The organism is Pseudoalteromonas sp. P1-13-1a, assembly GCF_001401875.1.
Taxonomy (GTDB): Bacteria; Pseudomonadota; Gammaproteobacteria; order Enterobacterales; family Alteromonadaceae; genus Pseudoalteromonas.
This window is the reverse complement of record NZ_LKDV01000001.1, coordinates 412,592-427,454: the sequence shown is the minus strand read 5'-3', so window position 1 is coordinate 427,454 and position 14,863 is coordinate 412,592. Positions and strand designations below refer to the sequence as shown.

General features: G+C 40.8%; 16 protein-coding genes. 7 read left to right on the top strand and 9 right to left on the bottom strand.

Features of this window, described 5'->3' with window-relative positions; all coding sequences use genetic code 11:
- Window positions 1-40: 40 nt before the first annotated feature.
- On the bottom strand, window positions 41-1,120 hold the full coding sequence (locus AN391_RS01965) for a ketoacyl-ACP synthase III (protein ID WP_055013832.1): 1,080 nt from the start codon (window positions 1,118-1,120) through the stop codon (window positions 41-43).
- Window positions 1,121-1,338: 218 nt separating this feature from the next.
- On the opposite strand from AN391_RS01965, the gene AN391_RS01960 reads away from it, so the two are divergent.
- The 5 genes from AN391_RS01960 (at window position 1,339) to AN391_RS01940 (ending at window position 4,351) form a co-directional block, all read left to right on the top strand.
- Window positions 1,339-1,740, top strand: coding sequence for a DUF4440 domain-containing protein (locus AN391_RS01960; protein ID WP_055013831.1), 402 nt, complete (start codon window positions 1,339-1,341; stop codon window positions 1,738-1,740).
- A 48-nt stretch (window positions 1,741-1,788) separates the two neighbouring features.
- Window positions 1,789-3,030 (top strand): ATP-binding protein, encoded by a 1,242-nt coding sequence (locus tag AN391_RS01955; RefSeq protein ID WP_200910085.1) that lies wholly within the window; start codon window positions 1,789-1,791, stop codon window positions 3,028-3,030.
- Window positions 3,027-3,554, top strand: a complete 528-nt coding sequence (locus tag AN391_RS01950) for a response regulator transcription factor (protein WP_055013829.1) — start codon at window positions 3,027-3,029, stop codon at window positions 3,552-3,554. Before AN391_RS01955 ends, AN391_RS01950 begins: the two co-directional genes overlap by 4 nt.
- Window positions 3,555-3,571: 17 nt before the next feature.
- Window positions 3,572-3,982, top strand: coding sequence for a thiol-disulfide oxidoreductase DCC family protein (locus AN391_RS01945; protein WP_055013828.1), 411 nt, complete (start codon window positions 3,572-3,574; stop codon window positions 3,980-3,982).
- 90 nt (window positions 3,983-4,072) lie between these two features.
- Window positions 4,073-4,351, top strand: coding sequence for a peptidylprolyl isomerase (locus tag AN391_RS01940; protein WP_004588770.1), 279 nt, complete (start codon window positions 4,073-4,075; stop codon window positions 4,349-4,351).
- A 67-nt stretch (window positions 4,352-4,418) separates the two neighbouring features.
- Here the strand turns inward: AN391_RS01940 and AN391_RS01935 are convergent, their stop codons facing one another.
- The 7 genes from AN391_RS01935 to AN391_RS01905 all read right to left on the bottom strand — a co-directional run bounded on the left by AN391_RS01935 (window position 4,419) and on the right by AN391_RS01905 (window position 9,738).
- Window positions 4,419-4,763, bottom strand: coding sequence for an energy transducer TonB (locus AN391_RS01935; protein ID WP_055013827.1), 345 nt, complete (start codon window positions 4,761-4,763; stop codon window positions 4,419-4,421).
- A gap of 107 nt (window positions 4,764-4,870) precedes the next feature.
- Complete coding sequence (locus tag AN391_RS01930) at window positions 4,871-5,602, bottom strand: MauE/DoxX family redox-associated membrane protein (RefSeq protein WP_055013826.1); 732 nt, start codon at window positions 5,600-5,602, stop codon at window positions 4,871-4,873.
- 334 nt (window positions 5,603-5,936) lie between these two features.
- Window positions 5,937-6,596 carry a DsbA family oxidoreductase gene (locus AN391_RS01925; protein WP_055013825.1) on the bottom strand — a complete coding sequence of 220 codons (660 nt, stop codon included), beginning with the start codon at window positions 6,594-6,596 and terminating at the stop codon, window positions 5,937-5,939.
- 109 nt (window positions 6,597-6,705) lie between these two features.
- Window positions 6,706-7,926: a Xaa-Pro peptidase family protein gene (locus AN391_RS01920; RefSeq protein WP_055013824.1), complete on the bottom strand. Its 1,221-nt coding sequence runs from the start codon at window positions 7,924-7,926 to the stop codon at window positions 6,706-6,708.
- 73 nt (window positions 7,927-7,999) lie between these two features.
- Window positions 8,000-8,611 carry a flavin reductase family protein gene (locus AN391_RS01915; protein WP_055013823.1) on the bottom strand — a complete coding sequence of 204 codons (612 nt, stop codon included), beginning with the start codon at window positions 8,609-8,611 and terminating at the stop codon, window positions 8,000-8,002.
- A gap of 9 nt (window positions 8,612-8,620) precedes the next feature.
- Window positions 8,621-9,343 carry an SDR family NAD(P)-dependent oxidoreductase gene (locus tag AN391_RS01910; protein ID WP_055013822.1) on the bottom strand — a complete coding sequence of 241 codons (723 nt, stop codon included), beginning with the start codon at window positions 9,341-9,343 and terminating at the stop codon, window positions 8,621-8,623.
- Complete coding sequence (locus AN391_RS01905; RefSeq protein ID WP_055013821.1) at window positions 9,340-9,738, bottom strand: thiol-disulfide oxidoreductase DCC family protein; 399 nt, start codon at window positions 9,736-9,738, stop codon at window positions 9,340-9,342. Before AN391_RS01905 ends, AN391_RS01910 begins: the two co-directional genes overlap by 4 nt.
- A 120-nt stretch (window positions 9,739-9,858) precedes the next feature.
- Between AN391_RS01905 and ppc the strand changes: the two genes are divergently transcribed.
- Together ppc and cdd are read left to right on the top strand one after the other, a co-directional pair.
- Window positions 9,859-12,504, top strand: coding sequence for a phosphoenolpyruvate carboxylase (gene ppc / locus AN391_RS01900; RefSeq protein ID WP_055013820.1), 2,646 nt, complete (start codon window positions 9,859-9,861; stop codon window positions 12,502-12,504).
- A gap of 337 nt (window positions 12,505-12,841) precedes the next feature.
- Complete coding sequence (gene cdd, locus AN391_RS01895; protein WP_055013819.1) at window positions 12,842-13,783, top strand: cytidine deaminase; 942 nt, start codon at window positions 12,842-12,844, stop codon at window positions 13,781-13,783.
- A 64-nt stretch (window positions 13,784-13,847) separates the two neighbouring features.
- On the opposite strand, the gene udp is transcribed toward cdd, so the two are convergent.
- The gene (udp, locus tag AN391_RS01890) at window positions 13,848-14,603 is read right to left on the bottom strand and encodes a uridine phosphorylase (RefSeq protein ID WP_055013818.1); all 756 of its coding nucleotides are present in this window, start codon (window positions 14,601-14,603) and stop codon (window positions 13,848-13,850) included.
- Window positions 14,604-14,863: the final 260 nt, after the last annotated feature.

Genomic DNA, 14,863 nt, shown 5'->3' with positions numbered 1-14,863 from the left:
ACCAAAAAGTGCGTTTATGTATAGCTTGTTACATGTGTTTTTAGTTTGGCTCAGCTTCCTGGCATGCTTTAACGGCTGGAGCTACAAGCTCAAGGCCTGTTAGCTCACAAGGTGGCAAGGTTGCATCGCTTACTTTGATAGGCGTTACACGCTCGCCCCATTTTATGTAGCTTGCGGCCCATGTTAAACCGGCCCCAAAGGCTGCCGACATAATATTTGAATGTGGCTTGATCAACCCTTGTTCTACGGCCTCACACAATGCAATAGCAATTGTAGCGGCTGAGGTATTACCGTAGTCAGCAATGTTAACCATGACTTTTTCATCCGGCACTTTCAAACGCTGCTGAATCGCTTGGATTATACGTAAGTTAGCTTGGTGCGGGACAAGTACGTTTATGTCATCAAGGCTTAAATTAGCTTGCGTTAATACATCATCACACGCTTCACTCATGCCTTTAACGGCACGTTTGAAAATTTCACGGCCTTCAAAGAGTAAGTCTGATGGACCAATTGGCTCATATTTATTTAAATCACTACCAAAGTTGGTGATGTGTAAAATGTCTCTGTCTTCACTGTCACAACCGGTTTTAGTGCCAAGTAGGCCTGCAGGTGTTTCTGCGGCTTCTAGTACTACGGCGCCAGCGCCATCCCCAAATAATACAGCACTGTCACGGCGTGCCCAGTTTACATACCAAGTCATACGCTCAGCAGCAATAACCACGGCCTTTTTTATCATTCCCGCTTGAATTTGTGCGGTAGCAGCCTGAAGGGCATATAAAAAGCCAGAACACGCAGCATTGGTATCCATCGCTGCAGCGCCCGTAGCGCCAATGTTTTTTTGTACTAAAGAGGCGGTATTGGCCACAACTGTTGAAGGGGTACACGTCGCTAAAATAACTAAATCAATATCCTTTGCATCAATACCAGCACAATCAATGGCGTGTTTAGCTGCAACGGTTGCAAGTTCTGCGGTGCTTACATGGCTAACCCTACGAGATTTAATTCCGGTACGTGTGGTGATCCACTCATCGTTGGTATCAACTATTTCGCTAATTTCATCGTTGCTAATGCTTGCTGGGGGAATGCATTTACCCCAACCTGTGATATGTGCGTAGGCCATAATGTGTTCTCTTAAATGGTGGTCTGACGTGTATTGCTAAAGGATGAGTTATATCAAAAATTGCCCTTTAAGAGAAGTTATTACCCTGTTTTGTCTCTTAAAGTTTAAATTTACTGTAATTTTAAATGCCCGTTGCTGCATTTATAAATATAACCGTTCGAATTTAAAGCAAATAAAGGTATTATTATCTTAGGTCTGTACTGATAAAAGGGAAGTGTATGGGTAATAAAATTAAAGCATCACTATTTAATCACTTAATTGAGTCTGAACGGCAATTATTAGACCCAGAAGTACGCCAATCAAACGATGCATTAAATGCCTTGCTTGATGATGAATTTATTGAGATTTCAGCTAATGGCACCGTATTTGATAAGCAGCACGTACTGACTCGTTTACCTACTGAGGTTGTTCCACAGTTTTATAACCAGCACTTCAAGGGGCGAATGCTAAGCGAAGACATCGCGCAAATTAGTTACCAAGCAGCTTACAGGCGCTCAGCCCGAAGCGAGTTCAACTACTCCTTACGTATGTCGCTTTGGCGCAAAAGTAATGAACAATGGAAAATGGTGTTTCATCAAGGAACACCGTGCGCGCTTTTTACTATATCAATGGATGATTGACTGCTTTTATTAACGTATTAAATTTTATAGGTAAACCGTACCTTGTTTATGCAAACCGACCCGACCATTAGCCGTCTTTTAATGCTGCGAAGTGGTGCCATTGCCGTGCAGCTAATTGCTGTACTAAGCGTGTATTTTTTATTAGAGCATCAAATAGCGTTATTGCCTTTATTAGTGGTAATAGCGTTAGAGGCTATATTTCAATTAGTGAGCGTATTTGCTTATCGCAATGTAAGTCGAGCGCGCCCCGTTGGTATGTTGATGCAACTCACTGCGGATGTGCTGTTTTTAACTATTTTGCTCTCATTAAGTGGCGGCGCAACCAATGCGTTTGTATCGCTATTATTGCTACCTATCATGATTGCAGCGGTAACACTTCGTGAAAAAGGACTCGCTTATATCGCCGTACTGGCAATTGCCGCTTATAGCTTTTTACTCATTAGGATGCCCGATCACAGTATGCATCAAATGAATATGAGCGGGCATTTTATAGGCATGTGGGTTAACTTTGTTTTAAGTGCAAGCGTTATCGCTTTGGTTATTGGTGCTATGAGTAGAGCATTAAAAGAGCGCGAACGCACAATAGCTAAAGCTCGCGAGCAACAACTGCGTAACGAGCAACTGGTGACCCTAGATGGCGCAGCGGCGCAAATTACCCATCAACTAGCCAGTCCTATTGCTAACTTACAGTTACTATTTGAAGAGCTTTTAGAAGAGGAGCCAAATAACCCTGTCGTGGTGCAAATGCAAACGCCGCTTAAGCAGTGTGCGTCGCAGTTAAACGACTTTAGAAAACTCTCTGCTCAGCTTCGTAATAAAAATACCATCGAGCACATTACAGTCAAGCAGCTGCAAACACAGATCAATGATACATTATTACTGCAATACCCAGATCAGCACATTATTTGGTTAAGTGAGCCAATAGCAGCCACCTTAAAAAGTGATGCAATGCTATTGCCTGCTATTCTCAATTTGCTACAAAATGCATGCATTGCTAATCAAAAAAATAACCAAACCCAGTTAGAGCTAAGCTGGCAGCAAGATAATCAACACAGTGAATGTATATATTTGCTAGTTCGTGATTTTGGTAGCGGTTTTAGCCAATCACAATTAGCAGAGCTTGGCGGGCAACTTATGCCTAGCAGCCAAGGTATGGGGCTTGCGGTTTTGCTTTCTAATGTAACGTTTGAGCGCCTAAACGGATCGTTAACTTTGTATAATCATGCTGGTGGTGGGGCGGTTGCTAAAGTAAAATTAGCCACAGTAAATAATGAGCAGTCACATACATGAAATTACTTATAATTGAAGACGATATAAACCTAGCCAGTACACTTGCTCGGCGTTTAACAAAACAAGGCTTTAGATGTGAAGTTGCGCATAATCAAAGTGATGCATTACTAAATGCACATAAACATTTACCAGATTGTATTTTGCTCGATATGAAATTGGGTGACGATAACGGCCTTGCCTTAATTAAGCCACTTCGCAGCTTATTACCGCAGGCGTATATTGTATTACTAACAGGCTTTGCAAGCATAGCCACCGCTGTAGAGGCCATGCGTTTAGGTGCTAACGACTACCTTACTAAACCCGTTGATATGGCCACGCTATTAAAGGCCCTAAACGCAGATTTAAATACACAAAATGTCAGTGATGTTGCCACACCAGTTATGTCTCCAGAGCGTTTAGAGTGGGAGCACATTCAGCAAGTACTGCATAGTAATAATGGTAATGTATCGGCCACAGCGCGGCAACTCAACATGCATAGGCGCACATTGCAGCGTAAGTTACAAAAAAAGCCGGTTCAGCAGTAACCGCTTAGGGGTATAAAATGAGTGATGATGCGGCTACATTAATGCGTAATCAAAAAATTATATTATTCGATGCGCAGTGTAAATTATGTAGTGCGTGGTGTAGTAACGATGCCAATGTCATTTTTAAACTATGCAGCGTGCAATCTCCAAAAGGTGCACTGCTATTAACTCACTTTGGTTTTTCAACCACACAATACGCCTCGATGGTGTACTTACAAAACGGCAAAGTATTCACGCAAAGCCACGCTTTTTTTGAAGTAGTAAAGCAGCTAGGTTACCCCTACAAACTAGCCACTGTATTTAGTGTTTTACCCAATACCTTTAATAATTGGCTGTACGATAAAATTGCTTTAAACCGCTATACCTTATTTGGCAAATATCAGTATTGCAGAGTACCCAATTTAGAGGACGCAAAACATTATTTATAAATTAGTCGTTCACACATTGCAGCATAAGTAGATGCTAGGTTTAGGTGGCTGTGCTAAAATCGCCGCGTTTTAAATTATCAGGGTTTTGAAATGGCAAGTACAGCGCACGCACTCCACATATTGGTTAAACACAAAGAAATAGCAGAAGACATTATTAAGCAATTAGGTAAAGGCGCCAAGTTTCAAACCTTAGCTAAAAAATACTCGTCGTGCCCATCGGGTAAAAAAGGTGGCGACTTAGGCGAATTTAGACGCGGGCAAATGGTTCCGCAGTTTGACAAAATAGCCTTTAATGGCGCTATTTTAGAGCCACATTTAGTTAAAACTAAATTCGGCTGGCATGTTATTAAAGTGCTTTATCGTACTTAATAAGCTTGCAAACAAATACTAAAAAGGCTGCACACTGCAGCCTTTAAGATATAACCTTACCCGATTATTAATTATCCAAATTAAACTCAATTGTCATTTCTAAGTTTTTGTCAGGTACAGCAACACCATTAACAACTTTAGGTGAGTATTGCCATTTAGATAGGGCACGTTTGGCTTCGCTATTAAACACTTGCTCAGGTTTAGCGTTAATAACGTTAATATTATTAGGGCGCCCATAACTATCTACATCATAAGACATGGTAACAAAACCTTCTGTTTTATTACGCACCTCTGCAATAGGGTATTTAGGTGGAACTGTTGATTTTACCGTTGCTGCAGGCCTGTCTTGAAGTGGAGTTGAAGTACAGCCAGTAATGATTAGAGCGGCAATGATAGACAGCAAGTATTTCATTTTAAATCCATTTATTATTTAGTTAGTCCCCCTTTTTTACACTAAATGACCAGCTGTGTAAAATAAACCGTTTAGTTATTAAGCTCATGATTTAACCTTAATTAAGATTACTTAATAAACATCCAGACACCTGCGGCAATCATAAACAGGTTTTCAGTCAGAGAGATAAACCCCAGCGGTACATTACTATCTCCGCCAACGCAGGCACACTTAAGCTCTCGTTTGTCTATGTAAACAGCCTTAATCACCGACACGGCGCCAATACCCCCAATAAATAAAGAAATGGGTGCAACAATATAAGCAGAGAGACCCGCAATCATGCCAATACTTACAAATGCTTCTAAAAATGGGTACACATAAGCATATCTCACGACTTTCATTGCAAATAAATCATAGGTTATAAAAGAATTACTAAAGCTGTATAAGTCACGTAATTTTTGTATAGCCAGTACGCCCATTGTTAACGCGACAAACAGCATAATTGTATGCATAGAAAAAAGTGCAAAGCCAGTGGAGTAGCTAAATGCAAAGGCAAGTAATAAGGTAACAGCAAAAATGGCCGTTACGGGAGTGTAAGTAGTACCTTGTTGACCAGGCTCCGATTTATTAAAGTAAGCGCGCAGGTCGTCATACCCGCCAATGCGTTTGTTATCGATAAATGTTTGTGGTGTGGTATCAACATTGTGCTTTTGTTGAAATGCATCGGTTTCTTCGCGCGAAGTCAGCGGCTTATCATCTACCTTATAGCCTTTTCGCTTAAGTAAATCTTTTGATTTGAGTCCAAATGGGCAAATATGCTCATTGGTTACCATTCTGTATAATGTTGCTGACTTAGCCATGCTTGCTCCTTATGCGTATTTAATCGCTCGTTAGTCCTTAATAAATAGAGAGTGAATCGCGGTATGAAAGAAGTTAATGGCACCTTGTAATATTTACGTGGCATTTGAAATAAAACAGCGCGCAGCACACTCATTAAGAACACAAAATAGTTAATGCACGTATAGTGCCAGCACTTTTATAAAAGCGCAGAAGGTGAAGTTTGAGTAGCAGAGGGTTTTTGTTAAAAGCTTATAGAAATATCGGCTCACGTAGACAGCAAAGTCATGCTGCACCTTTAAAACCGTATAAGACTGCATTGCGCAGCCTTATATATGTTAAACAGCAGCTTACTTGCTAAGCGTCTTGCTTGGCTTCTTCTTCACTAATTTGTTTAAGTGCTTGTATAAATGAATCGCTTGGTTGTCCGCCACTGATTGCATATTTATCGTTTATGATAAACGTAGGGACTGAAGTAATACCTAATTGCTTAAAGCGCTCTTGCTCTTGGCGCACTGTTTGTACGTATTTATCTGAGTTTAAAATACTACGCGCCTGTTCTTTATCAAGGCCCACACTTTGCACTACATCAAGCAGTGCGTCTTCTTGATTTAAGTATTTTAAATCGGTGAAGTGCGCTTCAAAAAAGGCGAGTTTTAACTGTGTTTGTTTGCCTTGTTCGCGCGCCCATGTAAGTAAGCGGTGCAAATCAAAGCTATTTATCATGATACGTTTGCCATCAAAATTAAACGTAAAGCCAGCACGCTTTCCAGCTTCAAACATGTTTTTACGATTTTCATCGCCTTGCTCTTCAGTCAGGTTGTACTTTTGCATTAAGTGTTCGTTTAAATCTTGACCCTCAAGTGGCATATCAGGGTTTAGCTCAAAAGGATGCCACGTAATATCTGCACTCATTTCGTCTTTAAGTTGGCCAAGCGCTGTCTCTAGGTTTTTATAACCTATTACGCACCATGGGCACATTACGTCTGACACGATATCAATTTTAAAGTTTTTCATATTCATCCTTTTGCGGATTGCTTGGTATAAAAGGGATATTGGGATGAAGTATGTATTATCAATCCTTAAACTAAAAAGAGCAGCTAATGGCTGCTCTTTATTAAAGGGTTTAAGCGTTAAGCCCAAACGGGTCGTCAATACTATAACTTGGTTGTGTAAACCAATGTGGACCGTTGTCGGTCATATAAAAATGATCTTCTAAACGTACGCCAAACTCATCGGGTATAACTAGCATTGGCTCATTACTAAAACACATGCCAGGGGCAAGTGGGGTTTTATCACCACCAACTAAGTATGGCCATTCATGAATATCTAAGCCAATACCATGACCAGTACGATGTGGGCAGCCGGGTGTTTGATACTGTGGCCCCAATCCTTGAGCCGCTAAATAGTTACGAGCCCCTGCATCAACCTCTTCACACGTAACACCAATCTTGGCTGCATTAAACGCGGCGAGTTGCGCTGCTTTTTCGTGATCCCAAAACATGCGTTGGCGCATTGTTGGTTCGCCATATACATAAGTACGGGTAATATCCGATAGGTAATCGTGTACTTTACAGCCGGTATCGATTAATACCATATCGCCTTTTTTAAGTACTTGCGCGTCTTTAACACCGTGCGGAAAAGACGTTGCAACTCCAAATAAAACAATACAAAAATAGTTACCTGGTGCGCCTACCTTTTGATGCGCTTTTTTTATAAAAGCCTCTACTTCTGTGGTGGTAATACCTTCGTAAAGCATACTTGCGGTTGCTTGATGTACAGCTAAAGTCATGTCCATTGCACATTGCATAAGCGCTAATTCATTTACCGACTTATGCATTCTACAATGTGCAGTAACGCTTTGTGCATTGATTAGATTAAAGCCTTTTTGCGCTTTGTTAATACCGTCAAATATAAAAAACTGCGCGCTTTCATCAATGCCTATAGTGGCGGTGTCGCTTACGTTAAGCTGCTTTAATACATTTACAAAAAGCGAGTAGGGGCTCTCGTGCTCTTGCCAACCATGAATAGGCCCCTCAACCACTTTAAACCCATTTAGGGTGCCAATTTCAAAATACGGGGCAATGTATTGTACTTCACCAATAGCAGGTAAAATGGCACCAACCATGCGCTCACTTGCGTACCATTTCATACCTGTAAAGTAGGTGAGATTAGTGCCTGCATTTAAGTATATGGCATCAATATTATTAGCTTGCATGTATGCTTGTGCTTTAGCAATACGCTGCAAATATTCATCTACTTGTATGGGGGTCACTTTGCATGTCATATTACTTAAACTTGCCAGTGCTTGTTCACTTGTTTGCGTACCAACGCCTACTGTGGCCATAAATGTCTCCTTGGTTTTTAGGCATTGTGTTTAATCTAAAACAGTAATTCAACATTATGCGACGACATACATATTAAGGCTTTTTAGCATAAGGTAAACGAGATAGTTTGTTGCCTGTATGGTAGCTATCAAGCCCCGTCACAGCAACTGTTTCAATAGCCTGTAAATCTAAAAAGCCATCGCTTTGCAAGGCAACTTCATCTAAGTAAACATCGGTAATTTCACCTATAACCAGCTCAGTGCCATTTACGGCTAAGTGTTGGTGCTCAACATAATTTACCGCATATTTTAATCGTGACTCTTGCACAAATGGCGCTGTAAAGTCATTTAGGTATTCTGGCGTTAAACCGGTCGCATTGAACTCTGATTCGCCTTTAGGGTAACGGGCCGATGTTTGATGCGCTTGTTTATAAATAGCTTTGTTAACTTGGTTAATGGTGTAGCTACCCGTTTCGATTATGTTTTCGAATGTATGGCGTGGCACACTGTTTGGGCGCATTATCATGCCAACCAGCGGCGGGTGTGCACCAAGGTGAATGACAGAGCTAACAATGGCGAGATTGGTATTGCCTTGCTTATCTTGGGTGCCAATTAAATTGGCGCTTTTATAACCCGAAAGCGAGTTAATTAAATGAGTACGGGTGTGTTTTTCAAGTGCGTTTATTCGCTCTTTAGTAAAATGCATTAAAGTTCCTTACCACGGTATGGTTTCACCTTGCCAGTCTAAATAGGCAGGCGCACCATTGAGTTCTAAATGAGGGTTATTAAATGTAAGTGTAAAAAGCTGTTTTGCCACAAATTCGGTACTAAAAAGCTTACCCGCAGGTACATTTTTTTGAAATGGCTTAGAAAGGGCTGTATCGGTAGTACCTGGATGGAATAATACTAATTTGGTATTTTTGGCGCGCCGTGCAAGCTCAATCGCAGCGGTTTTGAAAAGCATATTTAAAGCAGCTTTGGAGGCGCGATACGTATACCAACCGCCTAACTTGTTGTCGTTAATGCTGCCTACACGCGCACTAAGTGCGGTAATATTGCACTGCGTTTTGTGTGTTAAAAGTGGCAAAATACTTTGCAGGCAAACCAGAGGGGTTAGCGTGTTTGAGTTTAGAAGTTGGCTGAAATACTCAGCGTCTATATCTTCAAGTTTTTTTTCGGGCATATGAGATGTGCTATGCAGCATACCGTTAAATATAACAACCTGTTCAATTTCAGCGCTTTGCTCTTTTAAGTAAGCACTAACGCGCGCTAGGCAAGGTGTTGTGTAATCAGTTTTAAAATGTACAACACTCCCCTCAAAATCAATACTCTTTGAGCTAACACAAACAATTTGATGAGTGGGTGTATTTATTTGTAGCTGCTCTATATAAGCTTTTGCAATGGCACTACTTGCGCCAAATAATACAATTGTTTTCATTTAGCACCTTTTGATTTAACACGGCATTGTCCGTTGGTGCACTGTGTATTTGGCATTAAAAGTCGGCTTAGCGTTTGTCTGTATTTGGCAAAAAGTAAATAACCACAGTCAGCGAAAAAACTAATTATAGGCAAGCGAAAAATTTTCAACCAGGTGTGTTTTCCAACGGTTTTCCATGCGTGATAAGTCACATCTAACCCGTAAATCATTTCACCGGAAAATGTTTGTGCTTGTAAATGATTCATTGCTTTATTTTTATCAATATATGAATAGCGGTCACTAAAATCGGGCGCATTTAAATCTTCAAGCTGGATTTTATTGGCGGTGTCAGCCTGTTTTAATTTTGTCATCTCAGTGCTACATAATGGACAATTGCCGTCATAAAAAATGATCATAAAATAACTTAACGTTTATTTTTCATATACTTTTTTACGACATACCATTGCAAATGGATCTATTAAATATGCGCTCATAATGATATTAATAGCATTCCATGAAACAAAGGAGACTGAGAAATGAGTGAACAATATGCCGCCTTGCGAGGAAATGTTAATTTACTAGGGCAGTTATTAGGACAAACAATTAAGGACGCCCAAGGCCAAGCGATTTTAGATAAAGTAGAAGAAATTCGCGCTTTATCAAAGTCATCTCGCAGTGGTAATGAAGACGACAGACAAGCGCTAATTGAGGTACTGCATGCGCTTAGTGATGAAGAGCTTTTACCGGTTGCCCGTTCATTTAATCATTTTTTAAATTTAGCTAATGTAGCAGAGCAGTTTCATACTGTGTCGCGTTTTAATGATGTTGGCTTTTGCCAACTAAACCCTCTCACTCAAACATTAAAAACGTTAACTGCAAAAGCAAAAGAAGGCCAATTAGACAGTAATCATCTGGCCGAAACACTCTCAAAACTCCACATAAATTTAGTATTAACTGCTCACCCAACTGAGGTGACGCGCCGAACAATGATCAACAAACAAGTTGAACTCAGTGAATGTTTAGCGTCGCTTGAGCGAAAAGATAATTTAGAGCAAGAACGCACCGCTATTTTAAATCGTATTGCGCAGCTTATTAGCCAAGCGTGGCACACAGACGATATTCGTCGTTCACGTCCTACGCCAATTGATGAAGCTAAATGGGGCTATGCAGTTATTGAAAATAGCTTGTGGCATGCTGTGCCGCGTTTTTTGCGTGAATTTTCAGATCAAGTAAAAGAGCATTTAAGCTTAGAGCTGCCTATTGATTATAGCCCTATTGAGTTTACTTCTTGGATGGGTGGCGACCGCGACGGTAACCCGTTTGTGACCGCGCAAGTGACCACACAAGTGCTTGACCATGGCCGTTGGATGGCACTTAATTTATACATTCAAGACTTAAAAACATTGTGCGCTGAACTGTCTATGTCTGATGCAAGCGATGAGCTTATTGAACTTGCGGGGCAAGAGTTTGAACCGTACCGTGCTGTAATTAAAAAGCTGAAAAACCAAGTTGCTGAAACAGTCTCTCACTTGGGCGCTAAAATTAAAAACAAGCGCAGTGATTCACAAGACTTAATTACTGATATTAATCAAATTAAACACCCAATAGAAGTATGTTACCGCTCGCTATTAAAATGCAATATGAAAGTAGTCGCCGATGGCTTATTACTTGATTTACTGCACCGTATTAACAGCTTTGGCCTGCGTTTGGCAAAACTTGATGTACGCCAAGATTCAGACCGTCACAGCGACGTATTTTCAGAGCTAACACGCCACTTAGGCTTAGGTGATTACAACCAATGGCAAGAGCAAGACAAGCAAGCATTTTTGCTTACTGAGCTCAATTCCCGTCGTCCGCTAATCCCTAAAAATTGGCAACCAAGCCCAGACGTACAAGAAGTGCTCGACACCTTTGATGTAATTGCAAAGCAAGATGAAAAAACATTTGGCTTATACATTATTTCAATGGCGCGAACCGCTTCTGATATTTTAGCTGTACAACTACTTCTTAAAGAAAGCGGCTGTCAGTTCGATTTACCCGTTGCACCATTGTTTGAAACACTTGACGATTTAAATGCGGGTAGCGATGTAATTACTACCTTGCTTGATAACGTGTGGTACCGCGGGCATATTAAAAATACCCAAAATGTAATGATTGGTTATTCAGATTCTGCTAAAGATGCCGGCATGATGGCTGCAGGTTGGGCGCAGTACGAAGCAATGGACAAACTTGTACAGCTTGCCGATGATCGTGGTATTGAGCTTGTTTTATTCCACGGCCGTGGCGGTACAGTAGGTCGCGGTGGAGCGCCCGCTGCACAAGCACTGCACTCACAACCACCGGGTTCTTTAAAAGGTGGGCTACGTGTAACTGAGCAAGGCGAGATGATCCGCTTTAAGTTTGGTTTACCCGATGTAGCACTACAAAGCTTAAATATATACGCTGGTGCAGTATTGCAAAGCAATTTATTACCACCGCCGGAGCCAAAACCGCAGTGGCGTGAAGTAATGAAGTTAATAAGTGAGGAGTCATGTGAGCACTACCGTAATGTAGTTCGTCACGATGAAAACTTTGTACCTTACTTTAGAATGGCCACTCCAGAGCTTGAGCTGTCTAAATTACCATTAGGCTCACGTCCTGCTAAACGTAATCCAAATGGCGGCGTTGAAAGCTTACGTGCTATTCCTTGGATTTTTGCATGGAGTCAAAACCGTTTAATGTTACCTGCATGGCTAGGTGCATTAACAGGCTTAAAAGCAGCGCTTGATAAGTATGGCCTAGAAACACTTCATGAAATGAGCTTGCAATGGCCGTTTTTCAGAGCGCGCCTAGAAATGCTAGAAATGGTATTTAGTAAAGCTGATAGCTGGTTAAGTGAGCATTACGATAACGCGCTGGTGGAAGATATGTACAAACCACTGGGAGTGTCACTGCGTAAAGAGCTTGAAGAGGCAATTAGCCTTGTACAGTCTCTTAGTCCTCAAAATAGCTTACTAGCGGACCAACCTTGGATAAAAGAATCGATTGCGCTTCGTAATCCGTACACGGATCCGCTTAATGTACTGCAAGTTGAGTTACTACGACGTGCGCGTTCAAGTGAAAAAGGCAGCGAAGGTGACATTGATAACGCCTTAATGATCACCATGACAGGTATTGCGGCAGGTATGCGTAATACTGGTTAATACGTGATTTTATTATCGTGATAGTAAATCACTAATTTAATGTAATCGGTATTTTAAAAGGGAACACGCTGTGTTCCCTTTTTTATTTAATAACCTAAGGATTAACTTTTACGGCCTATATGAGGCTTGATAAGGTGTAGATGCATTGTTTAGCTTTACTGAATGTAAGTCATTAAAATAGCACAGGAGCAGTTATCGAACACGCTAGGCATCAAAGTTTAAGACGCGCATAAAACACATCTAGTCTGAACAAATGTTAACCACAAAGGTCAATAGTCCTAGTAATTCTAACCTTAACCTTTTAAACTACTTGGCCATTAAATAATTATAATATGTTATGGCTTCAGCAACTTTTACTGTGCAACAAGACACAGCCCTTACAAATTCACATATCTCTTTAAGCGTAGCGCAAACTCACGCTTTACGTGGTCAGCTAAAAACCCAACGCGGCATATTAAATTCTAATAATATAAAACAGCTATGTACGCAATTTAATGTATCCGATGATGCGTTATTACAAGGTTTGGTACCGCTTGCCTCAGAATTTTCAGTGGCTCCCGTTTCACACTTTCATGTGGGTGCTATTGTTAAAGCGCTTGATGAGCAAGGCGATGTAAATTTTTATTTTGGTGCTAATGTAGAGTTTGATCATCAAGCACTTAGCTTAGTAGTTCATGCAGAGCAGTCGGCGATTAATAATGCGTGGTTAAATGGCGCTAAAAAAATAGTTAAAATCGCTATAAGTGATGCGCCATGCGGTTACTGTAGACAGTTTATGAATGAACTGGCCGATGCTAAAGAGTTTGATATTTTATTGCCAAAGCAACACTTTAAACTAGCCGATTTATTACCGCATTCATTTGGGCCTACCGATTTAGGTAACGAATTCAGTTTGTTTAATCCTAAGCCTCACCAGCAAACGTTTGCCAATACTGAGCTTGATGAAAAATTAGCATCAATTGCACTTAGTGCATATGTACCCTATAGCCAAAATTTTAGTGCGGTAAAGATTAGTACATTTGAGAATGGTGACTTTTATGGCAGTTACGCAGAAAATGCAGCATACAGCCCAAGCCTTTCGCCACTACAAAGTGCGCTTAGCCAGCTGTTTTTGGCGGGACTTAGTTTTAATGGTAATACGGTTAAATCAATCACCCTGTTAGAAACACAAGGCCGTGAAAACCAAGGGGGAGTAGCGCGTGCTGTACTTGCAAGCTTTGACAACCTACCTGAAATAAAATTGATTAGCGCACCGCTGGGTAACCAGAGTTTAGGTTAAGCTAAAAACAATAAAGCACAGCCATTGCTGTGCTTTATACGTTTAATTAAAGTGCTAAAAAGGATTAGCCTAATAGTACTTTTGCAGCTTCTAATACCACTGCTACAGATTTTTTCTCAATTTCACCGTGGTCAACATTTGGAATTTCTTGACGAGTACGGTTTACCAACACACCGGCAACACACGCAGCTTTAAGGCCAAGGGCTGCACACATGGTAAATAATGTAGCCGACTCCATTTCGTAGTTCATTACGCCTAGGTTTTGCCATTCTTCACAGCTACCTTGTAATGACTTTGGTACATAGCCAGAGTGCGTATCGTAACGCTCTTGACCTGGGTAGAACGTATCGCTTGATGCTGTAATACCAATATGAAAATCAATGTTTAGGTTTTTACATGCTTGCACCATAGCTTGCGTAGCAAAAAAGTCTGATACCGCAGGGTAGCTAAGCGGCGCAAAGTGCTGGCTTGCACCATCTAAACGCACTGATGCTTGGCTTACTAAAATATCACCTTCGTTAATATGTGGCTGAATCGCACCTGTAGTACCAATACGTAAAAAAGTACGTACACCAAGTTGCGCTAGTTCTTCTACTGCAATAGATGTAGACGGGCCGCCAATACCGGTTGAACAAATCACTACAGAGTGACCATTCAACTGACCTAAATAAACATGAAACTCACGTGTTTGAGCAAGGCAGGTTGGGTTGTCTAGGAATTGAGAAATGCGTGCAGCACGATCTGGGTCACCAGGGACAATAGCAAGTTGCGCCCCTTTTAAATCGTCAATACATAATCCTAAGTGAAATACCTTTTCCATAACTAAGCCTTTTTATAAAATTTGTTGTCAATCTAGCATCATTGCGACAAATGTAAACTATGTACAGGACGTATGTCCGATGTTGAAAAATACACGTATATGCTGGCTTTATTCATCCACATTGAATATTAAACCATAGACTTAAAGGGTGTTAAAATAAGAGGAGTTGACTTGTTAATTTAGAGTCTATATGTATTGGTTATGGTGATAATTTCAATTTATCAGTATGTGGTTTAAAACGTTTTTAATTGTTTTATAAC